Source organism: Neptuniibacter sp. QD37_6 (assembly GCF_047778085.1).
Lineage (GTDB): Bacteria > Pseudomonadota > Gammaproteobacteria > Pseudomonadales > Balneatricaceae > Neptuniibacter.
In genome coordinates, this window is record NZ_CP180550.1 from 3,150,182 (window position 1) to 3,175,031 (window position 24,850).

Sequence of the window (24,850 nt, forward strand, 5' to 3'; positions counted from 1 at the left end):
TCATCTATAAAGAACCATATGTGCAGCCAAGCCCCCTACAAACGAGCCATCAATCTACTACCAAATATGGAGACTGTTACATTTGAAACTGGTTATATAATGAAATCGTTTAGAGTTGGCCAAAGCAGTGCAGCTGAACTGATAAATTGGATATAACGCTGACATTTTCATTGATCGCATTGCGATTATCCTAAGGAAGCTTAAACCACTAAGCAGGGTGCCCAGCTTTGACTACTCTATATGATGTAAATAGCAAAGGTACTTTTGATGACACACACGGTTTCTCAAGAACATTATTCATACCTTCACTCTAGTTAAGCATCACAATGTTTGAGTGAAACATTATGCTGTTCATTAGAAAAAACATCTGGCTTGCGTTTTACGTCTTCCTTTTGGCCGGCTTTGCTTCGTTTATTTTCATTCTTATGAAAACCCATGACTCTATCCGGCAAGATGTGCAGTTAGAGCAAGAAAACCTAACACGCATTACCTCTAACTCAGTTGAAGCTTCGCTTAGACAATATGAAACGCTTTTAGATATTCTGGGTGAGGAACTATTACACGAAGAAAAATTCAAGAATCAGATTCAAGCAATCCAAGAAATAGATAAGATACTGAATGCAGCCAAGACGACGCACAATCTATTTCTAATCGATCTTGCTGGCAATATAGTTGCGACTAACTCTCAGTCTCAAGTAATACGCGAATCCTCATTTAACCTTTTGAAAACACCTAAAGCTGCAAAAGCATTCCAACTCACACTGGATAGTAAATCAGCTGTTATTGGCCGCACTTATTTTAGTAACTGGGAAAACGCTCTGATCATCCCTATTCGTAAAACGATCAGAGATACAAGCGGCCTACCGCTGTTCGTTGTATCCCTAACAATTAACATAGAGCAAGGTCTTCCATTCTTCTCCAAAAATGTTGAACACAGTGCTGACTACAGTGTTTTTATCTATCGAGATCGAGACCGATATTTTCAGATAGCCCCTAAACGTATCATCAAGGATCCCGCTGTATACGAACATCCATTTTCAGAAGAAAGGGTTCAAGAAGGCATCGATTATGTCGAACAGGCCTACAACACTAGCTTTGAGAATATTAAGGATAAACAGATCATTACTACTCATGTCACCGGCAAGTCTAATGATGACTCTCAATCGATGATGTCGAACTTCTATATAAAAGAGTTTCAGCTTTGGGTAGGGGTAGAAAGAGATACCCAAGTTATTAGGAAAAAGTTCTTCCAAGCAGCAGCCAATCTCTCCCTAGTTTTCTTCTTCGCCTATGCCGTTATTTTCTGGCTCTTTAGAGTGATCAGCAATAATGAGAAGAAGAAAGAGAAACTGTTAACTTATAGAGCAACGCACGACTTCCTAACCAACCTGCCCAACCGCTATTTTCTGGATAACTACTTTTCAAAACTAGAAGAGCAAAAGAGGTACCACCTACTGTTTATCGATATGGATAATTTTAAATCGGCTAATGATAATTTCGGTCATGACTACGGTGATCAAGTGCTGATAGAAATAACTAGAAGGCTCAAGCTCAGCATACAAAATAACGAATGCATTGTGGCTAGGTATAGTGGTGATGAGTTTGTAGTCGTTGCATTCAACCTTTCTAGTTTTGAAGCTGAATGCTTAGCCAAAGCCATTTTAGAAGAGATTTCTAAACCCTATCTAATGAGTGGCAACCGCTTAAGTTTAAGTGCCAGCATAGGGATCTCTCATTGTCCTACCGACGCTAGCTCATTTGAAGAGGTAAAAAGACTCTCGGACTTTGCCTTGTATGAAGCGAAACAGAACAAAAACTGCTACACCATCTTCCATGATGAACTAAAAAAACGCTATCTTGATGATCTATCGCTAGAGAATCAGCTCAGAGACGCCATTAAGAGCGATGCAATAACTGTCGTCTTTCAGCCGCAAGTTTCTTCAACTGGCGTGCTGTCCGGCTTTGAATCTTTAGTTCGCTGGCAAAACAAAGATCTCGGTCCTATCCCACCAAATCGTTTTATCCCTATTGCTGAATACTCTGGGCTGATGCCAGAACTTGGCCGACATATTATCCGAAAATCGTTAGACGAGGCAGGTAAGGTAGCATCGGGCAGTTTCTCGTTATCGATAAATGTATCTATCAAGCAATTCTTTTCCGATGGTTTTTTTGAGTACTTTTTAGAGCAAGCTAATCTATCCAAAATAGATAAAAGCAGGCTCAAAATTGAGATTACAGAAAGTCTGTTTATCCAAGATTTAGATTACGTGTTAGGCATGATCAACCAGTTTAAAGCAGAGGGAATATCCGTATCTTTAGATGACTTTGGTACGGGTTATTCCTCTTTAAGTTTGTTGAAAGATCTACCTATCGACGAGCTTAAAATAGATAAGAGTTTTATCGATGATATTGTCGAGGACAAAGATGCTCGATTACTGCTTCAAGGGATTATCGATATTGCTCATAAAATGGGAATAACCATTGTTGCTGAGGGCGTTGAAACCCAAGAACAAAAGCAGATCCTTGATGATCTAGGTTGTGAGGTATTTCAGGGCTATTACTTCTACAAACCCATGCCTATTAACGACGTAATTAAGGAATTTAATTAACATTCCTGCAGGAAAACTCCATTCTTCCCGCTTTTTTTAACCCGATACATACGCTCATCAGCCACGCGTACCAGCGTGTCAAGATCCTGACCATCTTGTGGACAATTAGCACCACCGACCGAACAGCTAACCTCTAGATCTTCAGCAATATCGCTATAGCTCTCATTCATAACATCCAGCAATCTTTCGGCCAAACCTGGAGCACAAGTAGCAGAATCATTACATTGAATGATCATGGCAAACTCATCCCCACCAATACGTGCAACAAAGTCCCCTTCTCGCAACGCAAAACTGAGACGAGAAGCAACCTCCACCAACACTTTATCGCCGATTTCGTGACCATAGGTGTCATTGATCGTTTTAAAATCATCGACATCTACAAACAGCACTGTTAAACACTGTTCGCGAGCAGCTGCATTCTGCATAATCTCATGCCCAGTGGTCATAAAGGCTTTGCGGTTCGGGACACGGGTTAATTCGCAATGATGCGCTTCATAAGCCATCGCACGCCTTTGCTGCTGTGCTTCTTCAACTTCAGCGGCTGAATTAACCAGCGCTTTTTCGACCTCACGTTTTTCAGCTATCAATTGGACGAAGCGATTCATAACATCGTGATAATGATAGGCAGCAAGCACCACAAAAGGCATCGCTAACAAACCTATGAGAAGCGCATTAATTAGGTTAGTAATCTGCTTGTTCATATCGCGAGTAACTGCTTCATGAAAACGGTTATTTTCTTGCTGAAGTACCGCTAAAGCAGCCAATGCAGGAGCATCATCAATACGCACCTGCCTATCTATCTGTTGAGTCGGCGCTCCCCTTTGCACTGCCATCTGAGCGACATGAAGATTATCTCTATACATCTGAAGCGTCTGTTGGATAACTAACAGTGCTTGGCTCTCTTTACCATTGAGATCCAACGAAGAATAATGGGAAATAACTTGAGAAAATTTTTCTATATCGCCACGTAAGTGTTCAAGCAAACCTTGCTCTTGGCGTAAAACATAGTTTTTGAAGTTGTGGATAAAACCACCGTACCCAATGGAACGATGCAGCTCTGACAGAGCAGTTGTACGGTTTTCTGAAGTATAACTATACGCTGTCCAGGCATCCCTTACCCCCGAGGATAGGAACAAGAGAAGCCCTCCCATCAGTAAGATAACGATGGACAGAGAAACAGCTAAAATCGTAATACGACGACTAAATCGCTTACGTAATAAACGTCCTTCCATGACGTATAGCACCTATATGGCTGACCAAAAAAACCACCTTAAATGTAGGCGCATATGATAATCCGTTAGCTTATAGGGTCAAGCTGTAGCCTATTAGACTTACTGCGAAGCACAATTCTAATAAGCTACTCTGGGTTAACAGCTGGTTACCGCTACCGGCATCTAGGTTAAGTAAGCTTTATTCCTCGCCTTCAGATTGTTCTTGCGTACTGCTATTCACTTCCAGACTATCTACACGCTGGTAACCACGCGGTAACTTGTTACCTCGTCGGCCTCGCTCACCTCGATAGTGCTCTATATCAGCGGGCTTAAGCTTCAAGTGTTGACGGCCAGCATGCACAAGCAATGTGTCTTCCGGAGAGAACACAGCCAAGGCAACTACCAATTCCTCTCGGGCAGAGGCTCTTGCAGATGGGATATTAATAATCTTATTACCTTTACCACGCGCCAGCTGAGGCAGTTCTGATACTGGGAAGACCAATAAGCGTCCTTCATTTGTCACTGCAGCCAGAAGAGAATCTTCGACTGAACTCATAGTGATTGGCTGCAAGATCTGAGCATTTTTAGGCAGGGTTAATGCTGCCTTACCGTTTTTAGTCTTACTAGTGAGATCAGAGATCTTAGCGATAAAACCATAACCCGCATCTGAAGCCATCAGGACTTGGTCGTTATCCTTACCCGCAATAGCAGCATCTACAGTGGAGCCTTTTGGTAATGTAATACGCCCTGTTACCGGTTCACCTTGTCCACGGGCGGACGGTAGATTATGGGTCTCGATAGTGAAACTTCGACCCGTGGTATCTAATAAGAGGGTTGGCTGATTAGTCCTACCCTTACAACTTAGCTTAAAGGCATCACCGGATTTGTAATTGAGGCCCTCGGCATCAATATCATGACCTTTTGCGGCACGAATCCAGCCCTGCTTAGAGATCACGACTGTTACAGGATCCGAAGAGAGAAGATCTTTCTCACTGAATGCCTGCGCTTCTTCACGCTCTACGATTGGCGAGCGACGATCATCACCGTACTCTTCGGCAGCGTCTTGGATCTCTTTTTTAATCAACTTACGCATCTTGGCATCTGAGCCCAGAATACCTTCCAACTTCTTGCGCTCTGCTTCCAACTCGTTCTGCTCAGACTGGATTTTAAACTCTTCCAGTTTGGCCAGATGGCGAAGTTTAAGGTCTAGAATCGCATCTGCTTGAATCTCAGTTAGACCAAAGCGCTTAATCAGCTCTGCTTTCGGCTCTTCCTCATGGCGGATAATCGCAATTACCTCATCAATATTGAGGTAGGCGACCATCAAACCTTCAAGGATGTGCAAACGATCCAGCACTTTAGTCAAACGATGATTCAAACGCTTACGTACAATTTCCGTACGCCAGCTCAGCCATTCAACCAAAATTTGGCGGAGGTTTTTAACCTGAGGTTTGCCGTCCACACCGATCATGTTCATATTCACACGGTATGTACGTTCTAGATCAGTAGAAGCAAATAGGTGAGCCATTAACTGCTCGACATCAACACGATTCGAGCGCGGGATAATCACTAGACGCGTCGGGTTTTCATGATCAGATTCATCTCGAAGATCACTTACCATCGGCAGCTTTTTCTGCTGCATCTGAGCGGCGATCTGCTCCAAAATTTTAGCGCCCGATACCTGATGAGGCAGCGCTGTAATAACAATCTCGCCCTGCTCTTTCGTGTATACGGCACGCATACGCACAGAGCCACGTCCTGTTTCGTAAACCTTCTTCAGCTCTCGACGGGAGGTGATGATCTCCGCATCGGTTGGCATATCGGGGCCAGGGACGATCTCGGTAATCTCGTCCAGATCAGCGCGCGGGTTATCTAGCAAGTGAACACAGGCTTGAGCCACTTCACGAAGGTTGTGCGGCAGAATATCGGTCGCCATACCTACGGCAATACCTGTAGTGCCATTCAGCAACACATTCGGCAAACGCGCAGGCAGAATCGCTGGCTCACGCATAGTGCCATCGAAGTTAGGTACCCAATCAACTGTACCTTGGCTGATTTCAGACAGTAAAACTTCGGCATAACGCGCTAAACGGGATTCGGTATAACGCATCGCAGCGAAGGATTTAGGATCATCCGGAGAACCCCAGTTACCCTGACCATCAACCAACGGATAGCGATAACTGAACGGCTGCGCCATCAATACCATCGCTTCATAACAAGCTGAGTCACCATGCGGGTGAAACTTACCTAACACATCACCCACAGTACGTGCTGACTTCTTGTATTTTGCTGACGCTTTTAGACCAAGTTCAGACATCGCATAGATGATGCGACGCTGAACCGGCTTCATGCCGTCACCTACATGAGGCAGGGCACGATCCAAAATTACGTACATGGAGTAATCCAGATACGCTTTCTCGGTAAAATCTTTTAACGCGAGGCGTTCAGTGCCATCTTCGAAGGTTGTTTGTACCGTCATAATTCACATTACACTCGTAATAAGCTCAACTCGCTGCCGTAACACAGACCTAGCAACCAGCTGTAAAAACTATCCTGTTTCTCTGCCTACAGTGACTAATCACAGAGAAAACTCTTGCTACTTTCAACGTCTAAACGTCTGCCAAATTACCTTTGCTCTGCAACCAGTCTTTTCGGTCACCTGAGCGTTTTTTAGCTAACAACATATCCATCACTTCGTTCGTGCCATCACCCGGCTCTACCGTCAGCTGTACAAGACGGCGAGTATCCGGTGACATGGTTGTCTCACGTAGCTGAAGTGGGTTCATCTCACCCAAACCCTTGAAGCGCTGTACACCAATTTTGGCATTCTTACGATCAGCCTTAATACGCTCGATAATGCCATCTTTCTCGGCGTCATCCAGTGCGTAAAACACCTCTTTCGCGACATCGATTCGATACAGTGGCGGCATAGCCACATACACGTGACCCGCAGTAACTAGCGGTTTAAAGTGACGTACGAACAATGCACACAGAAGCGTTGCGATATGTAGACCGTCGGAGTCCGCATCGGCCAGAATACAGATCTTGCCGTAACGCAGACCATCGAAGTTTTCCGAAGCAGGCTCCACACCAATCGCTACAGAGATATCATGGATCTCTTGTGAACCTAGCACTTCGCTTGGGTCGACTTCCCATGTATTCAGAATCTTACCGCGCAAAGGCATGATCGCCTGAAACTCACGCTCACGCGCTTGTTTTGCGGAACCACCCGCCGAGTCACCCTCTACTAAGAACAGTTCGGATTGCATAGCATCGCCACCGGAACAGTCTGCCAATTTACCCGGCAAAGCAGGCCCTTGCGTCACCTTCTTACGCACAACCTTTTTGTTGGAACGCATACGGCGTTGAGCGTTAGAGATAACAACTTCAGCAAGTTGCTCACCTTCTTCTACATGGCGGTTTAGCCATAGAGAGAAAGCATCTTTAATCGTACCGGAGATAAAAGCAGCGATTTCACGAGAAGACAAACGCTCTTTGGTTTGACCAGCAAACTGAGGGTCCTGCATTTTTGCAGAGAGGACGTAACAACACTTATCCCAGACATCATCTGCAGTCAGCTTTACTCCACGAGGTAGCAAGTTTCGGAATTCACAGAACTCACGCATCGCTTCAAGTAAGCCCGTACGTAAACCGTTTACATGGGTACCGCCTTGGGCCGTAGGGATTAGGTTCACATAACTTTCGCAGGTCATCTCGCCACCTTCTGGTAGCCACTGAACAGCCCACTCGACTGCGTCTAGTTCCCCCTGCAAAGAGCCAGAGAATGGTTCAGCTGGTAGTACTTCAAAGACCTGCGTTGTGCCTTTTAGGTAATCAATTAAACCATCTTCGTAATACCATTCCTCTTTCTCACGCTTAGCACCGGTCAGATCAATAAAGGTCACCTTTAAGCCAGGGCACAGAACCGCTTTGGCACGTAGATTATGCTTTAAACGTGAAACGCTGAATTTATGGGTATCAAAGTATTGAGGATCAGGCAGGAAACGTACCGTGGTACCAGTGTTGCGCTTACCACAGGTATCAATCACTTCTAGGTCAGATACTTTTTCACCGTCGGCAAAGCCAATACGATAAACCTGACTGTCGCGACGTACCTGAACTTCTAACAACTTAGATAAGGCATTTACAACCGATACACCAACACCGTGTAAACCACCGGAATAGTTGTAGTTATCGTTGTTAAACTTACCACCCGCATGGAGTTTACACAGGATCAATTCGACCCCGCTGACACCCTGCTCAGGGTGGATATCCACAGGCATGCCTCGACCATCATCGGTCACGCTTAAGGACTGATCTTTATTCAGAACCACATCAATCTGTTTAGCATGACCGGCAAGCGCCTCATCCACCGAGTTATCGATGACCTCTTGCGCCAAATGGTTTGGACGATCCGTTTCCGTGTACATCCCCGGACGACGTCTAACCGGGTCTAGACCACTAAGAACTTCTATGGAACCAGCGTTGTATTGCTTGGACATCAAATACTTTCCTGTCGCAAAACTTTATCTATGAATCAACGTTTAACGATATTTAAATCGGTTGTGCTTCGGGCAGATCAATACGCCCTTCAGCAAACGCCATAATGGCTGGAATCAGGTTTTCAAACTGCTCGAAACCATGACTACCACCTGGCTGAACAAACTGCGGTGATACAGAAAATTTCTCGACCGCTTCTCGGTAATCCAGTGTTTCATCTGCTGTTTGAGCTAACAACAGGTAAGCCTCTGGACGCTCGATCTCTTGGCAATTTAACGCCAATAACTGCTCCAGATGCTCCTGTGTAAGCTCGTACTCTTCACCAGAATACAGATTCACATTAGGCCCAAGATACTGAGGCAACAGTTCAAACGGTCTAACCGATGGGTTAATTAAAACCGTACGCACATGATCATAATGTTCAGTAAGCCATGTACTGTAATAACCACCCAGCGAACTCCCTAATAAGATGATTGATCGCTGTTGGTTTTGCTCAACAAGAGCGCGTAACTGCTCCATAGCTTCTGCTGGCCAGTGGGATAGCTTTGGCACCATCACCTGATCGCCTAGACCTTTACCCTGCAGATACTCGACGAACACCTTCGCCTTCATCGATTGCGGCGAGCTATTGAAGCCATGAACGTATATATAAAGCGGTGTATTCATTTTCTTCCTCTGGCAAAGAACTTACCGGAGGGGAAAGCAAGGCGCAATAGCCAGTAAAGCTATGCGGGTAATCTAATCACTTGTTGGTTAATTTTCCCACAAGAATAAAGCTGATAGCGGCCATAAGCAGGCCCTGCTAGCTTAGGATCATCTTCGACTTCCGAGTTATCTGTCTGAGCTTTAAACTGCGCAGCAGTCGCTGGTACAGAGAATAATTGAACACCCCCTCTCTGAAGCCCCCAGCTTTGATGCACATGGCCAAAGATAACGCTTTTAACCTGTGGATAAAGATCAACAATCTGCCAGAACTGATCAGCATTACCTAAACAGATCTCATCCTGCCATCGGCTTTTTACAGATACAGGATGATGATGCAGAACTAATAGCACATGTTGATCAGGCGCTGTCTGGCTTAATTCCGCTTTTAAAAAAGCCAATTCTGGCTCAGAAAGCGAACCGCTACCTTTGCCATCGGGATTTGAACTACTATCTAGAAAGATCAGTTTCCAACCGCCAAACGTTTTTACCCGTGGCGCTAACTCACTATCGGCAAAGCGCGCCATCTCCTCTACCAGATCATGATTACCGGGAATCCAATAACTTGGGTAAGGAAGCTGATCGACATAAGAAACCAAACGGTCATAAGCCTTAGGTGCGTGATGTGTCAGGTCACCAGTGAGTAACAAGGCATCAGCAGATTGAGATTCAATCTCCGTTATCACTTGTTGAAAGCGCTGCTCGACATTCACACCTTTCAACAACATATCTGATTCTTGTTGCAGGTGCATATCACTGACTTGCAACAGAGTGATGGTTTCAGCCACTGAATACAGGTTCCATGCTGTGGCCGTGGTTTAAACACTCGCTCAACCACTCACCCAGATATTCATTCAGCTGAATTTTTTCGTCAGGAAGGTGCATATTTTTGTTTGGGTAGGGGTAAACACCGGATAGCTGCTTACGGCGCTGCATGCAGATTACCTCCGCCATGCCAGCATCGTGGTATAGACGTACCACTAGCCCAGGCGCCTCTAACCATGGTGAGCTTGATTCAAAGCGATGACTAATCAACAACGTGGTCGTATATTTGAATCGCTCATCAACCTGCAGACGCAGATAGGCAGTATGCTCAGGCCAGCTCACCTGAAACTCACGTTCATCACAGTCATCCAGATCCGGCAATAGCTTCATGATACGAGCATAGTTAGCCTCGCAATGCGCCATCTGCCGAGTTAGATCTGGAATATATTTCCGCTTCATCCGCCTATCCGATTTATCGTTTACTACTTACTGCCATCGCTGATCGAGCGCTGACTTATTTAACTGTAACCACTGCAGAGCAATTATCGCAGGGGCATTATTAATTATACCTTGTTGTACTAATTCAAAGGCATCTTCCACAGGAATGACATGCACTTTGATATCTTCGCCCTCTTCAGGCAAACCATGAATGCCTTCGACACCATTGGAATCCACCTGAGCACAAAGTAGATCGATATACTCTCGCGTTGCTCCAGTGCTCGGTGAGAAACGGGTGATGTGCTTGATCTCACCTAGCTGCGCCCCCGCTTCTTCGACTGCTTCACGGCGAGCGACATCTTCAGTGGTTTCACCTTTCTCGACAATACCTGCCACCAGCTCCAGCAACCAAGGCCCATCAGGGCTATCGAACGCACCTACACGGAACTGCTCAATCAAAACAACCGATTGTTTAACCGCATCATAGAGCAGCGCACATACAGCATCGTCACGGTAAAACAGCTCACGCTGGATCTCTATCTCACTGCCAGCGAAGGTTTTGTGCCGCAGATAGAGTTTGTGCATTTGAAAGAAACCATCGTACAGGGTTTCTTGTTTATCGATGTTGAAATCTTTTTGACCAAAACTTGGTTGCCATTTTTCAGACATGTGCTGTTCCTGTCATTGACTAGCGAATAACTCACTATATCAATTAACCAGCTCATCAAGCCAATTGATCAAGACATTTAGAAATGAAGGATTGGAGAGGTTAGCCCTAAGGAACAGGGCTAGGATAGAAATTTAAGCTTACGCAAAGCACCTTAAGCTATCGGCTACCGATGTAGTAATACAACGCCGACGGGATACAAACATAGCGCTCTCAGCAGACTTTTTAGCTTCTTTTTTAGCCATTGCCGCAAGCTCTGCCACCTCATGAAAGCTGTTACAACAGCAAGGATCAGGGTGAACAACACCGACAGCTAAGCCCAAAAATGAGAAAAAAGTTCGGTTATCTTGACGATCACTCGCCCAGATTCCGCCCGCTTTGAGATCCGCATCGCAGTAGAACCCTTTTACCGCTTTATCGAACTCGCGAATGATCCGCTCACAACTCAACTGCCAATCAGGTGAGCGATAGATCACAACAAAGTCATCGCCCCCCACATGGCCGATGAAATTTGAATCATAAGAGGCGTGTTGCACCAGCAATTCACCCAACAAACGAATCACCTGATCCCCTTTGGAATAACCGTAACAATCGTTAAAGGGCTTAAAGTTATTCAAGTCGAAATAAGCGACATGAAAGTCAGCCGATTGGTTAAGCAACGCATCCACTTCGTTATTGATCGGGACATTACCCGGCAAAAGCGTCAGCGGGTTAGCATATTGCGCATTTTGCACTTTGAGTTCGGTCAATCGCTTCAACAGATCTCGTACATTACCCATACCAACATAAAGATCGTTCTGAGTAATAATCAAATCCTGCTGGATCTCATTCTGTTCATGCTCTGTGATAAGCCGAGAGACTTCATCCAAGCTCATCCCTGCATCCACAATAAGCACGTCATGAGACAAGATCCGCTCGACCGGTTTTGTACCATAAAGCGCTCGACCATATTGGGTAGAGAACAACTCAAACAAACTGGATCTTCTCACTACACCTTGAGGTACGCCTTCATGCACAACCGGTAGAGAGCTTACTTCGGGGTGCGTTCTAAATAGGTCACTCACCGACAGCACAGTATCTTGAATGGAAACAGTTGGAGCATTGCGTAATAGAGAATGAGCCGTCTCACAGTTCTCAACTCGAGGTGCATTTGCAGATTCGTAGACATCAACAACAGGAGGCTCTACTGTTTGCGGCTCTGGGCTTGGATAACCAAGGTAAAAACCTTGGCCAATATTGATCCCCAGCTCTTTGATCGTTTTGACTTCTTCTTGACGTTCAATCCCTTCAGCAATGACTTTGCAGCCCATGGTATTACTGATGTTGTAGATCGAGCGTACGAACTCACGTTTTACCGGATCACTATCAATATCAGAGATAAAATGGCGATCAATTTTGACGTATTCAGGCTTTAGCTCTGACCACAATTTCAAGCCGGAGTAACCTGTCCCCAAATCATCTACCGCAACTTGGAAACCCATATTTCGGTAATGCTCAACGGCAGCATGAGTCAGGCCTTGTTGATCAAATGGGTGCTGTTCAGAAAGCTCTATGACGATATCTTGAATTGAGATACCTAACTCTTGTAACAGTTCAGCCGTAAAACCTTCTGTGTGTTCTGGCGTCCCTAACAAAGACGCACTGATATTAAGAAAGAGTTGCCCACCTGGGTTCAACTCAGCAAATGCTTCAAGGGATTTTCGTCGTGATAGCAACTCAAGTGTGTGTAACAAGTTGTTTTCTATGGCTGTCTGAAACAATGCGCCAGGCGAAGCCATAACCGTGCCCGCAGGCCCGCGGATTAAGGCCTCATGACCAATAACAACATTGTTTTTTAAATCCACAATTGGCTGAAAATGTGGATAAAGTGATTCTGACTCTAAAATATCGAAAAGATACTTACGACGTGACTCAGCATCGACCTCATTTGTTGCAAGCAACATACTTACTCACCTGTGATGCACTATTCTTAGACGCACAGGCTAGCTAGAAAGGATGACACTTAAGTGACAAACGCGAAAATATCTACCATTTATATGGGTATTCAGATATACGATCGCCTAAATATTAGGCAATTCTAATCAAAATCACCCAACGTAAACTGACGCAGCATTTGAATTTCTTCAGCCCAGATAGTCTCATCAATGGTTTCTAGTACTAATGGGATCCCACGAAAGCGATCATCACGCATAATAAATTTGAACACCTCCAAGCCTATCTCTCCTTGGCCTAGACTGTGATGACGATCCAAGCGCGAGCCTAAACCACCTTTAGAATCATTCAGGTGCATCCCTTTAAGGTATTCAAAACCGACAACATTGGAGAAGCCTTCGAATACCTCAGCACAACTCTCTTGAGTACGGATATCATAGCCAGCCGCAAACATGTGGCAGGTATCGATACACACACCAACACGGCTCTTATCTTCTACTTGATCAATAATGGCGGCTAACTGCTCAAAGCTAAATCCAAGGTTACTTCCTTGGCCTGCTGTATTCTCAATAACCGCGATAACTGATTCAGTTTGTGCGATAGCCCAGTTAAGAGACTCAGCGATCTTAGCGATACACTCCTCTTCACTGATCTTGCGCAGGTGGCTCCCCGGATGAAAATTAAGATAAACCAAACCCAACTGTTCACAGCGCTGCATCTCATCTAAGAAAGCATCACGAGACTTCTGCAATGCCTCCTCTTCCGGATGACCCAAGTTAATGAGATAGGAGTCATGAGGAAGAATCTGCTCCGGCTTCAAATTTAGCGCAGCGCAGTTTTTCTTAAATGATGCGATCGTCTTTAAATCTAAAGGCTTTGCCACCCAACGTCGCTGATTTTTAGTAAATAGAGCAAATGCATTCGCTTCAATTTCTTTAGCATTAAGCGGGGCGTTTTGCACACCACCACTAGCGCTCACATGCGCGCCAACGTAGTAAGGCAGTAGATCAGACATCAATTATTCACTTAAGTGTAGATAGGAAAGCAGCCATTCAGCTGCTTCCAATTAAGAATCAAAAATAGAGGCGGCAACGATACTACTCAGGCAGTAGATGATCCACCAGCATTTGCACCGATCGTTTTCCGCGGAACTCATTCACGTCCAAACGGTACACGGCTCGGACTTGGGTAATATCCTGATCCGGCCAGACTTCCATATCGGCATTAAACTGAATCGCATCCACAGCTAAACCAGAAATCGGCTCCATCAACACCATTTTCAGATGTCTTTGACCAACCACTCGTTGCTGGATCAAGGTAAATTGGCCATCAAACAGCGGTTCAGGGAACTGATGCCCCCAAGGACCGGCATCACGTAACAGCTCTGCTAACTCGATCGTCATATCTGCAGCGGTAAGCTCACCATCGGTTAACACCTCTTGCTGGAGGTCTGACTCACTTAATTGGCGTCTAACCTCTTCATCAAAAGCGTTTTGAAACAGCTCTAGATCTGTAGCTTTGATAGTTAAGCCTGCAGCCATGGCATGACCACCAAACTTGCGCAAAAGCGATGGATACCTTGCAGCAATCGCATCTAAACCGTCTCGCACGTGGAAGCCTGGAATTGAGCGAGCAGAACCTTTTAATTCACCCTCATCACCTTGAGCAAAGGCAATCACAGGTCTGTGAGTTCGATCTTTAATCCTAGAAGCCAGAATACCGATCACACCTTGATGCCACTCGGGCTCATACAGAGATAGACCATAAGGAAGCTGCGCTGAATCTAGTTGCAGCTTATCCAGCAGATCGAGCGCTTGTTGCTGCATCTCCTGCTCTATTCCCTTACGCTCCTGATTGAGGTCGTTCAGTGTAGCGGCTAGATCTTTGGCTTTCTGTTCTGATTCGGTTAGCAAACACTCGATACCGATCGACATATCTTCCAAACGGCCAGCCGCATTCAAGCGAGGTGCTATAGCAAAACCAAGATCGGATGAAGCAACTTTGTGTTGTTGACGACCTGATAGCTCGATTAACGCCTTCAAGCCCGGTCTGCAGCGCCCTGCTTTGATACGCTGAAGACCTTGATGAACCAGCACACGATTGTTTTGCTCTAAAGGAACAACATCTGCAACTGTTCCTAAAGCAACAAGGTCTAAGAGCGAACCTAAATTAGGACTCGGCAACCCATTTAAATTAAACCAATCTTTTTGCTGTAACATTCGGCGCAGCGCAATCATCACATAAAAGATCACACCAACACCGCAGGTAGATTTAGCCGTAAACTGACAATCAGGCTGATTAGGGTTGACGATGGCACAAGCTGCAGGAAGCTCCTTACCAGCCAAATGGTGATCCGTAACGATCACATCTAAACCCGCAGCATTCGCCGCAGCAACGCCCTCGATACTCGAAATACCATTATCGACAGTTATCAATAGATCAGGAGATTGTTTCAGGGCTTCCGCTACAATCTCTGGACTTAAGCCATAGCCATATTCAAAACGGTTAGGCACCAGATAACCAACCTCTGCCACGCCCATCATCCGTAGCGCTAAAACAGCAACTGAGGTACTGGTCGCACCATCACAGTCAAAATCACCAATGATTAAGATTTTTTCCCGTTGCTCTAACGCCCTAACTAAGCGGTTCACCGCCCCATCAATGCCTGCCAAACCACTATCGGGCAAAAGTTCATTCAAGCTCCTGCCAAGCCCTTGCAGATCATGGACTCCACGTGAAGCGTAGATACGGGCTAAAACTGGATTTACCTGCTGAAACACAGGTACAGATGTATCGACCTGCGGCCTCGGTGAAATGCTTAACTGCTTCATTAGTTCTCTAATTCAATGGTGCTAACAGGTGCAGGGAACAACACGTCTGTTTTCTCAGTGTAGTGGTATGCTAACAGCCCTATCCACTCCCTTACAGCAGTGTTTAGGCCATTCATATTTGTATTTAGATCAGGCGTAAAACGCATTGTACCGGCGCGATAATCAACAGGGAAAGGGATTACATCAATCCCCGCTTTACGATACACACCAACCGAACGCGGCATATGGAAGGCTGATGTCACTAACAGCCACTTACCTTCGACCTCACCCTCAGTATTCGCGATCAAATCCTTGGTATAGATGGCATTTTGAAAAGTATTTTGCGAATCTCGCTCGATCGTTACACGCGATCCCATACCCTGTTGATGCAACCACTGTTTAGCTACATCTCCGCCTCTAAATTCAGGCGCTAGAATGGAGCCAGAGCCCCCAGTAAAAACAACTTTAGCTTCAGGGTAACGCAACATTAAGCCCGGTAGCGCCATTAAACGGTCTGCCGCCTGATTAAACTCCGGCCATTGAGTATGGGAGGACATCTCTGCATTCTCCCCACCACCAAGAACAATAATGCCAGCGATAGGCTCTTTAATTTCGGATAATACAGGTTGTGGAAAGCGCTGTTCTAACTGCTCTAACAGATAGTTAGCCACTGGGTATACGCTGATTGTCAGCATGGCCAAAACAGAAGTCCAGACCAGAAATACACCCAATGCCCGGCGCCATAACAACAGACCAAACAGCAGCATTAGTAACAAAAAGTGATCCGGCTGCGCGACAAACCATAAGATCTTTGAAAGCAAAAAAAACTGATCAGCCATATCCATAGGCCCCTGTATTATTATTTTTCTGTCAGGCACAAAAAACCCGACATTAACGTCGGGTTTTGAGAATATCACATCTGATTAATACTTACTCAGTGTGTACATGACTAGAAACATACTGCTGTACAGTGTTCAGATCGTTGTCTAGCACTTCTAGCTTCTCTTCACGTTCGAACAGATCAGCCATATGTGCAGGCAGCTGCGGTGCATCCAAACCAGCTTTAACCACTGGCTCAGGGAATTTAACCGGATGTGCTGTTGATAGAGTAATCATTGGCACTGATTGATCACGGTTACATTCACGTCCAGCTTTAACACCTATCGCTGTGTGCGGGTCTAGAAGATATTCTGTCTCTTCGAATACCTGCTTGATCACATCACAAGTTGTCTCATCATCTACTGCATAACTATCGAATAGTTCGCGAACTTTTTCCCAACGAGCAGGATCTAGTTCAACAGACTCTTTCGAGAAGCGCGCCATTAGATCGCTGATCTCTTCACCATTACGGCCGTATACATCAAACAGCATACGCTCGAAGTTAGAAGACACCATGATATCCATGGATGGAGATAGCGTGTGAACCAACTCACCTTTAGACATGTCGTTACCGGAGATAACACGGTGCAGAATGTCATTTTTGTTAGTTGCAACAACTAGCTGCTTAACCGGCAAGCCCATCTGCTTCGCCAAGTAACCTGCGAAGATATCGCCAAAGTTACCTGTAGGTACAGAGAAGCTTACTTCACGGTGAGGACCACCCACAGCCAAAGAAGCAGAGAAGTAGTAAACGATCTGAGCCATGATACGCGCCCAGTTGATCGAGTTTACTGCACCCAGCTTCATGCCTTTCAGGAAGTCCTGATTAGCAAAGCTGTCTTTAACCATCTGTTGGCAATCATCAAAGTTACCTTCCAGCGCAATATTAAAGACATTGTCTTTAATGATCGTCGTCATCTGACGACGCTGAACTTCTGATACGCGATTATGCGGATGCAGAATAAAGATATCTAGGTGTTTGCTGTGGCAGCAGCCTTCGATCGCAGCAGAACCCGTATCACCGGACGTTGCTCCCATGATCACTAAGTGTTCGCCACGCTTCTCCAGTGCATAGTCCATCAAACGGCCTAGCAACTGCAGTGCAAAGTCTTTAAACGCTAGTGTCGGGCCGTGGAATAGTTCCAGAACCCACTCGTTAGTACCTAGCTCTTTCAACGGTGCTACAGCGATGTGATTGAAACCCGCATAGGTTTCATCAATCATCTTTTTAAGATCAGCATCGTCGATACAATCATCAACGAATGGCTTAATCACGTTATAAGCAAGCTCGTTGTACGGCAAACCAGCCCAAGAAGCGATCTCTTCTTTGCTAAATGTTGGCAGTGTTTCTGGTACGTATAGACCACCATCACTTGCCAAACCAGCCAGCAAAACCTCTTCAAAGTTCATTGCCGGAGCCTGTCCCCGGGTAGAGATATATTTCACGGGGTTTACTCCTTAACTATCAAAGTGCTCAGCACGGATACGTGTAACCGAACCGTTGATGTCATCTAATGCTTCGATCTGAGCGATTGCATCATTCACTTTTTGCTCAAGAACAGACTGAGTCAGGATGATAACTGGCACCTGATCTTCAGCTGTTTCTTTCTGGATGATCGCTTCGATATTGATATCTTGCGCACCTAGGATGCTAGAGATCTTAGCTAGCACACCTGGTTTCTCCTGTGCGTTCATGCGCAGGTAGTAAGCAGATTCTGTTTGCTCGATTGGTAGAATCGGCGCATCAGATAGCTCAGTTGGCTGGAAAGCCAAGTGAGGTACACGATTGTCACGATCAGCGGTTAGCGTACGAACAACATCAACGATATCAGCAACTACAGCAGAGGCTGTAGGTTCAGCACCCGCACCTGCACCGTAGTACATAGTTTGACCAACTGCATCGCCGTCAACTAGAACAGCGTTCATTACGCCGTTTACGTTAGCAATTAGCGCTGACTCAGGAATCAGTGTTGGGTGAACACGCAGTTCAACACCATTGTCAGTGCGGCGAGTGATACCTAGATGCTTGATACGGTAGCCTAGCTCTTCAGCATACTGCACGTCTTCACGTGTAATCTTGCTGATGCCTTCAGTGAATGCTTTTTCAAACTGTAGCGGTACACCAAACGCCAAAGACGCAAGAATGGTTAGTTTGTGAGCAGCATCGATACCTTCAACGTCGAACGTTGGATCCGCTTCTGCGTAACCAAGCTCTTGCGCTTCTTTCAACACATCTTCAAATGCACGACCTTTGTCACGCATTTCAGTCATGATGAAGTTACCAGTACCGTTGATGATACCCGCCAACCAGTTGATCTTGTTTGCAGAAAGGCCTTCACGGATCGCTTTGATGATCGGAATACCACCTGCAACAGACGCTTCGAACGCAACCATTACGTTCTTCTTCTGAGCCGCTTCAAAGATCTCGTTACCGTGAACCGCAATCAGTGCTTTGTTTGCAGTTACAACGTGCTTACCGTGCTCAATTGCTGTCAAAACCAGCTCTTTAGCAACGTCATAACCACCGATCAGTTCAACGACAACATCAATTTCTGGGTTTTTAGCTACAGCAAAAATATCGTTGGTAATCTGAGTGCCTTTGGTATCGCAATCTGGGTTTGTGTCGCGAGCACCAACCTCTTCAACAATAATCTTGCGGCCTGCTCGACGAGCAATCTCTTCCGCATTGCGCTTCAGCACATTAAATGTGCCACCACCGACTGTACCTAGTCCGCAGATACCAACTTTAACCGGTTTCAAACCTGCACCTCGCATGCTGTTGAACTAAAAAAAACCGCGATAACCTCTTTTTTTCAGGCAATTACCGCAATCTACAAAAAATAAGGCGGGTATTATAGCCAAAACAAGGCAATAGCTCTATCTCTGAGCCCATTATGACCCAACAAATAAAAAAGGAGGCTATTTAGCCCCCTTCTCCGTAACCGCAGTGGGTTATTTCTCAAGATCTAGCAGGTTAACCAACTGCTGAGCTGGCGCATACCCTGGGTACAAACGACCATCTTCAAAAATAATTGCTGGCGTACCTGTAACACCAACAGATTGACCCAACTGCAGCTGATCTAATACAGGGTTATCACAAGTCTTAACTGCTGGGCGAATGCCTGATTTAGCTTGATCCATCGCTTGACGACGACCTTCAGCACCTTCCGCACACCAAATTGATACCATGCTTTTAAAAGTGCCTGTACCGGTTCCATTTCGCGGATAAGCCAAATAATTAACTTGAACGCCTTGTGCATTCAGAGCTGGAATCTCTGCATGTAGTTTACGGCAATATGGGCAATCAACATCTGTAAAGATATTCACAGTCGCTTTTACTTCACCCTTAGGCTTATAAACAACTAACTGCTCTTCATCTAGATCAGCCATCTGAACTTTACGCTGTGCACTTTTCTTGCGTTCAGTCAGATCAACAAACCCTTCTTTGTCGGTGAAACGATACAGTTTACCAATAAGAAAATATTCGCCCTTCTCATCGGCATATAGTACTTCACCACTGTTTAACTCGACTTCACGCAATCCAGTTAAAGGCGCATCACCTATCTCTTTCACGACGATACGAGCATCTACTTTCTTAAGGTTCTGCTCAATAAGCCCTTCAGCTTCTGCCGCCATTACTGATGTCGCTACACACGCCCAAAGGCAAGCAAACGTTTTAAATAAGTTTTTCATAAAATTTCCAAATCTAATAAAGCTCAGACTTATTCCAATACCAAGAAGAGACTCTCGATCTCACGAAAAGTTCCACAGTCTAGCAGATTAACCTCGCGGGTGATGCTGTTGATGTAAGGATTGCAGTCGCTGTTGTGCTACATGGGTATAGATCTGCGTGGTTGATAGATCACTGTGGCCCAACAACATCTGAACTACACGTAGATCAGCACCATGATTGATCAAATGAGTTGCAAAAGCGTGCCTCAAAACGTGTGGTGATAATGGCTTATCAATACCTGCGGTTAAGGCATGACGTTTGACTCGGTGCCAAAAAGTTTGCCGCGTCATTTGCTGACCACGTCTACTTGGAAAAACTACATCACCAACCTCTTCACCCATTAGAAGGGGGCGTACTTGTGAATCATAGCGCTTTACCCAACTAATCGCCTCATCCCCCAAGGGCACAAGACGCTCTTTCCCGCCTTTACCCATGACGCGAATCACGCCTTGATTGAGATTCATCTCATGCACTTTCAGTGCAACCAATTCAGAGACACGCAACCCCGTTGCATACAGCACCTCCAGCATCGCGCGATCCCTAAATTGCACTGGATCATTTAGCTCTGGCGCCTCTAGCAAAGCCTCTACATCGGCCTCAGTTAAGGTTTTTGGCAGACCACGACCTTTTTTCGGGCTTTGAATTAGTAACACAGGATCTTCCTCTATCTCCCCTTCGCGAAGGAGATATCGGTACAAGCCCCGCAAGCAGGATAACATTCTGGAAGTTGAGCTCGGCCTTAACCGTTCTTTTACTCGCCACCCAAGGTAAGCCTGTATATCGGCCTTTGTACAGGCAAGTAAACGAACTGCATTGGGACGTAGCCAAATGGCAAACTGAGTAAGATCGCGTCGGTAAGATGCTAAGGTATTGTCACTTAACCCTTTCTCCATCCAAATAGCATCTAGATAGGTATCAATTAACTGCGCATCACTGGGATGTACAGTTTCAGCCTCACGTTTTACTACCACTTATACTCCAAACGTCAGACCAACGTACTAATGATATAACTGCGCACTTTGAATTTTATCGTAAGCCACAGGATAAGTCGCAGTACCGCGCCCACTAACCAAACGATGCTCTACAGTAACCACTGTATCGGTTACAGCAACCAAACGCCCCTCTACTTTCCTTCCAAAATAGGTATAAAGAATCACTGGCTTCCCTATATGGGCACCTAACTTTTCAACTGTAATTTTTTTGAATGACTTCTCTACGATTTTTTTCGGTTTAGGTCTAAGATACATAGTAGCCGTAGGCTTCACTTCTGGCTTTTCTTCGGGCTTTACAACCTTTTCGATCTCTTCACCCAAAACAAGCTCAGGCGGCTCTTGTTTTTGCATCAACTCACGCAGCAACCGCTCCCCTTCAGGATCAGGCTCCGACCAATCCAGTCCATCTAGGGCCACATATTTCTTACTAAATTCAACATAAGGATTTAACTCACGAACCAAATCACTCGGCGTTTGAATTTGCGCCATTGATTGAATACCAAACCCTTTAGGAACATCCAAGCGTAGATACAATGAGCTCCCAGGATTATTCAAACCGTCAAACGCATTAAGCAACTCATCAGGGATTTTCCAACCTTCATAAGCTAAACGCTTTGAAAGTAAGCTTTTATAACGTTCGCGATAACTCTTAACAGGCTCTTTATTTAAGTTTGCACAAAACTTATTGCGTTTCTTGTTATAACCACGATCAAAATAGCGTGCCTCGATATGCTTAAGCTGTGGCTGAGCAAACACGATTGACTGCATATTCAGTGTTTCGCTGGCAACTTTTAGCACCATCGACATACTCATATTCGCGACCTGCTTTGTCCTACTTTGCAGATCAAAATTCAATTCGTTATCAAGCGGGTCAAAATGGTATTGAAAAGAAACATCTGAGTTTAGAGTACCATAGCCCATTTTACGGACCTCAGGCAGACCTATAAATTCCAAACTACCGCAGGCCAGCGCATCATAACCTGGCCCAGCGTCACGTTGAGCCTCTAGCGCTATACGCCCCCAATCCTGCATATAACCACTGTTCAGATTTATATTCAGGCCCTTGAGATCAACATTAAATGCATCAGGCAGTTCACCTTTCGAGAGTTTTTCTTCTAAATCCAGAACAAATCCCCATGAAGGCGCCTTCAGTACAGCCAACTGAACACCGATTTCACCTTCAGAACCAATTGGAGCAAATGAGATACCTTTAAGACCTACCTGAGCCTCAACAAGGTCGATATGAATATCTTGGTAGGTCATTGTTGCAAAAGGCGCGACATCCTTTGCAAAGCTGTCTGCTGCAGAAGAAACCTTCCACCAGACAAAACCATAGACTCCGGCAAAAAGCGCAATCGGCGCACAGATCACCAACAGTACAGTTGCAATTTTTTTGATCACGTTGACTTGCATAATCCTTAGCTCCGGAAGCTCTCCCTATATGCATGGAACTCAAATAATAAATGTCATTATGGGTAGGAACTGGCGATTATGTCCAACCCTTTATCTATTCGCTTGATTCTTCTCTATGAATAAGCACAAAACAAAAACAAAAAAAGCGGCATAAAGCCGCTTTTTTTAAGAGAGGAAGGTGAATTAACCCAACTTCTCTTTGATACGTGCAGACTTACCGCTACGCTCACGTAGGTAGTAAAGTTTAGCCTGGCGAACATCACCACGACGCTTAACTTCAATGCTATCTACAGTAGTGCTGAAAGTCTGGAAAGTACGTTCAACGCCCACACCGTGAGAGATTTTACGTACAGTGAAAGCAGAGTTCACACCACGGTTACGTTTGCCCAGCACTACGCCTTCGAACGCCTGTAGACGTGTACGGTTACCTTCAACTACTTTTACCTGAACTACAACAGTATCACCTGGTGCGAATTCTGGTACTTCTTTGTTCATTTGTTCAGCTTCAAGCTGCTGAATAATTAGGTTCTTGCCGCTCATCGCTTGCTCCTAAACATTCAACCTTCGGACCCTTGGGTCTCCCGGATAAAATCGGTTAACAATGACTTTTGTTCAGTATCCAACTCAAGATCTTCTAGCAAATCAGGCCGGCGTTGCCAGGTTCTTCCTAATTGCTGCTTCAGACGCCAACGTCTGATCTCTTTGTGGTTGCCACTCAACAACACTTCAGGCACTTGCATATCGTCGAACTGTTCTGGTCGAGTATAGTGAGGACAGTCTAGTAATCCATCATGAAACGAATCTTCTGTAGCTGAATCCTGATGCCCTAAGACCCCAGGTACTAAACGTGAAACTGCATCAATCATAGTCATGGCTGGTAATTCACCGCCACTGAGGACAAAATCCCCTAACGACCACTCTTCATCAATTTCCGTTTCTATCAGGCGTTCATCAATACCTTCATAACGCCCTGCTACCAGAATCAACCTCTCACGAGAAGCTAGTTCCTGTACGCCCTTATGATCCATGCGACGGCCCTGCGGCGAAAGATAAATTACTTTAGCCTCTCCACCCGCAGCTGCTTTAGCAGCATGGATAGCATCCCTAAGAGGTTGAACTTTCATCAACATTCCCGGGCCACCACCATAAGGTCGGTCATCCACAGTTTTATGCTTATCGTGTGCAAAGTCTCTAGGACTCCAGCACTGCATCTGTATCAAACCATTTTTCACCGCTTTACCTGTTACGCCGTAGCAACGAATTGCATCAAACATTTCAGGAAAGAGTGTCACCACCCCGAACCACATGGTTCAGAACTCTGGGTCCCAATCGACCCGCATCGTACCTGTTTCCAAGTCAATCTTTTTAATCACCTGATCAGGAAGATAAGGCAACAGACGCTCTTTTTGATCAATGCTCTCTGCTGTACCTTTCACAACCAATACATCATTTGCACCGGTTTCCATCAGGCGGATCACCTTGCCTAACAATTGGTCAGACTCGGTATAAACTAATAGGTTTTGTAACTGGCTCCAGTAGTACTCACCCTCTTCCAAAACTGGAAGCTGGCTTGCATCAACCGCAATATCTAAACCACAATACTTAGCAGCAACATCGCGATCATCAACACCGGCCAGTTTTGCAATCAGACCTTTACCATGACGCTTGCTGGCTTCAACCTCTACAGGCTTTAATACACCATCAATTTTTAATAGCCACGGCTTGTAATTGAAAACATTCTCCATTGGATCAGTATGCGAGTAAACCTTTACCCAACCTTTGATCCCATAGACTGCAGTAATTTTTCCGACAATGAGTTGTTCATTATTTGAATTACTGCTCATTTTCAATCCTGATCAAAAACCTAAAAATTACTTAGCTGCTTTAGCTTCTTTTACTAGCTTAGCTACGCGCTCAGAAAGCTGTGCGCCTTTGCTCTGCCAGTATTCAACACGATCAAGATCGATACGAAGACCTTCTTCTTGACCACGTGCAGTTGGGTTAAAGAAACCAACACGCTCAATAAAACGGCTGTCACGCGCATTACGCGAGTCCGCTACTGAGATGTGATAGAAAGGACGCTTCTTAGCGCCACCACGAGACAAACGAATTATTACCATGCGTTAGACCCTTTTATTGAGTGGGTTTTGATATCGCCCACTGTTTGATGAACCAATCTGTTTTAACGCAGATCGGACC

General features: G+C 45.3%; 21 protein-coding genes. 1 reads left to right on the top strand and 20 read right to left on the bottom strand.

All coding sequences use genetic code 11. The features are described 5' to 3' along the window. The first annotated feature begins 344 nt into the window (after positions 1–344). Positions 345–2,609: an EAL domain-containing protein gene (locus ACMXYO_RS15085; protein WP_415885945.1), complete on the top strand. Its 2,265-nt coding sequence runs from the start codon at positions 345–347 to the stop codon at positions 2,607–2,609. On the opposite strand, the gene ACMXYO_RS15090 is transcribed toward ACMXYO_RS15085, so the two are convergent. From ACMXYO_RS15090 to rpsP, 20 genes are all read right to left on the bottom strand, one after another. Next, a complete protein-coding gene (locus ACMXYO_RS15090) occupies positions 2,606–3,841 on the bottom strand; it encodes a diguanylate cyclase (protein ID WP_415885946.1) in 1,236 nt (411 codons plus the stop codon). The genes ACMXYO_RS15085 and ACMXYO_RS15090 overlap by 4 nt on opposite strands. Positions 3,842–4,019: 178 nt before the next feature. Beyond that, positions 4,020–6,299 carry a DNA topoisomerase IV subunit A gene (gene parC / locus ACMXYO_RS15095; RefSeq protein WP_415885947.1) on the bottom strand — a complete coding sequence of 760 codons (2,280 nt, stop codon included), beginning with the start codon at positions 6,297–6,299 and terminating at the stop codon, positions 4,020–4,022. Between the two features lie 130 nt (positions 6,300–6,429). Next, positions 6,430–8,322 (bottom strand): DNA topoisomerase IV subunit B, encoded by a 1,893-nt coding sequence (gene parE / locus ACMXYO_RS15100; RefSeq protein ID WP_415885948.1) that lies wholly within the window; start codon positions 8,320–8,322, stop codon positions 6,430–6,432. A gap of 52 nt (positions 8,323–8,374) precedes the next feature. Beyond that, on the bottom strand, positions 8,375–8,986 hold the full coding sequence (locus ACMXYO_RS15105; protein ID WP_415885949.1) for a YqiA/YcfP family alpha/beta fold hydrolase: 612 nt from the start codon (positions 8,984–8,986) through the stop codon (positions 8,375–8,377). 59 nt (positions 8,987–9,045) lie between these two features. Continuing rightward, positions 9,046–9,810 carry a metallophosphoesterase gene (locus ACMXYO_RS15110; RefSeq protein ID WP_415885950.1) on the bottom strand — a complete coding sequence of 255 codons (765 nt, stop codon included), beginning with the start codon at positions 9,808–9,810 and terminating at the stop codon, positions 9,046–9,048. After that, positions 9,803–10,246: a DUF1249 domain-containing protein gene (locus tag ACMXYO_RS15115; protein WP_415882542.1), complete on the bottom strand. Its 444-nt coding sequence runs from the start codon at positions 10,244–10,246 to the stop codon at positions 9,803–9,805. The genes ACMXYO_RS15110 and ACMXYO_RS15115 overlap by 8 nt, the downstream gene beginning before the upstream one ends. A gap of 27 nt (positions 10,247–10,273) precedes the next feature. Then, positions 10,274–10,894 carry an NUDIX domain-containing protein gene (locus tag ACMXYO_RS15120; protein WP_415885951.1) on the bottom strand — a complete coding sequence of 207 codons (621 nt, stop codon included), beginning with the start codon at positions 10,892–10,894 and terminating at the stop codon, positions 10,274–10,276. 138 nt (positions 10,895–11,032) lie between these two features. Then, positions 11,033–12,835 (bottom strand): EAL domain-containing protein, encoded by a 1,803-nt coding sequence (locus tag ACMXYO_RS15125; RefSeq protein WP_415885952.1) that lies wholly within the window; start codon positions 12,833–12,835, stop codon positions 11,033–11,035. Between the two features lie 134 nt (positions 12,836–12,969). Further along, positions 12,970–13,839 carry a deoxyribonuclease IV gene (gene nfo, locus ACMXYO_RS15130; RefSeq protein ID WP_415885953.1) on the bottom strand — a complete coding sequence of 290 codons (870 nt, stop codon included), beginning with the start codon at positions 13,837–13,839 and terminating at the stop codon, positions 12,970–12,972. A gap of 82 nt (positions 13,840–13,921) precedes the next feature. Further along, a complete protein-coding gene (gene recJ / locus ACMXYO_RS15135; RefSeq protein WP_415885955.1) occupies positions 13,922–15,655 on the bottom strand; it encodes a single-stranded-DNA-specific exonuclease RecJ in 1,734 nt (577 codons plus the stop codon). Beyond that, positions 15,655–16,473 (bottom strand): YdcF family protein, encoded by an 819-nt coding sequence (locus ACMXYO_RS15140; protein ID WP_415885956.1) that lies wholly within the window; start codon positions 16,471–16,473, stop codon positions 15,655–15,657. Before ACMXYO_RS15140 ends, recJ begins: the two co-directional genes overlap by 1 nt. Positions 16,474–16,564: 91 nt before the next feature. After that, on the bottom strand, positions 16,565–17,959 hold the full coding sequence (gene thrC, locus ACMXYO_RS15145; protein WP_415885957.1) for a threonine synthase: 1,395 nt from the start codon (positions 17,957–17,959) through the stop codon (positions 16,565–16,567). A 12-nt stretch (positions 17,960–17,971) separates the two neighbouring features. After that, complete coding sequence (locus tag ACMXYO_RS15150; RefSeq protein ID WP_415885958.1) at positions 17,972–19,273, bottom strand: homoserine dehydrogenase; 1,302 nt, start codon at positions 19,271–19,273, stop codon at positions 17,972–17,974. A 192-nt stretch (positions 19,274–19,465) separates the two neighbouring features. Next, on the bottom strand, positions 19,466–20,206 hold the full coding sequence (locus ACMXYO_RS15155) for a DsbC family protein (protein WP_415885959.1): 741 nt from the start codon (positions 20,204–20,206) through the stop codon (positions 19,466–19,468). An 87-nt stretch (positions 20,207–20,293) separates the two neighbouring features. After that, positions 20,294–21,139: a site-specific tyrosine recombinase XerD gene (gene xerD / locus ACMXYO_RS15160; protein ID WP_415888113.1), complete on the bottom strand. Its 846-nt coding sequence runs from the start codon at positions 21,137–21,139 to the stop codon at positions 20,294–20,296. 105 nt (positions 21,140–21,244) lie between these two features. Then, the gene (locus ACMXYO_RS15165; RefSeq protein ID WP_415885960.1) at positions 21,245–22,651 is read right to left on the bottom strand and encodes a hypothetical protein; all 1,407 of its coding nucleotides are present in this window, start codon (positions 22,649–22,651) and stop codon (positions 21,245–21,247) included. 183 nt (positions 22,652–22,834) lie between these two features. Next, positions 22,835–23,191, bottom strand: coding sequence for a 50S ribosomal protein L19 (rplS, locus tag ACMXYO_RS15170; protein WP_415882552.1), 357 nt, complete (start codon positions 23,189–23,191; stop codon positions 22,835–22,837). Positions 23,192–23,208: 17 nt separating this feature from the next. Then, a complete protein-coding gene (gene trmD, locus ACMXYO_RS15175) occupies positions 23,209–23,958 on the bottom strand; it encodes a tRNA (guanosine(37)-N1)-methyltransferase TrmD (protein ID WP_415885961.1) in 750 nt (249 codons plus the stop codon). Between the two features lie 3 nt (positions 23,959–23,961). Beyond that, a complete protein-coding gene (gene rimM / locus ACMXYO_RS15180; RefSeq protein WP_415885963.1) occupies positions 23,962–24,495 on the bottom strand; it encodes a ribosome maturation factor RimM in 534 nt (177 codons plus the stop codon). Between the two features lie 27 nt (positions 24,496–24,522). Beyond that, the gene (gene rpsP, locus ACMXYO_RS15185; protein ID WP_415882555.1) at positions 24,523–24,771 is read right to left on the bottom strand and encodes a 30S ribosomal protein S16; all 249 of its coding nucleotides are present in this window, start codon (positions 24,769–24,771) and stop codon (positions 24,523–24,525) included. Between the last annotated feature and the right edge of the window lie 79 nt (positions 24,772–24,850).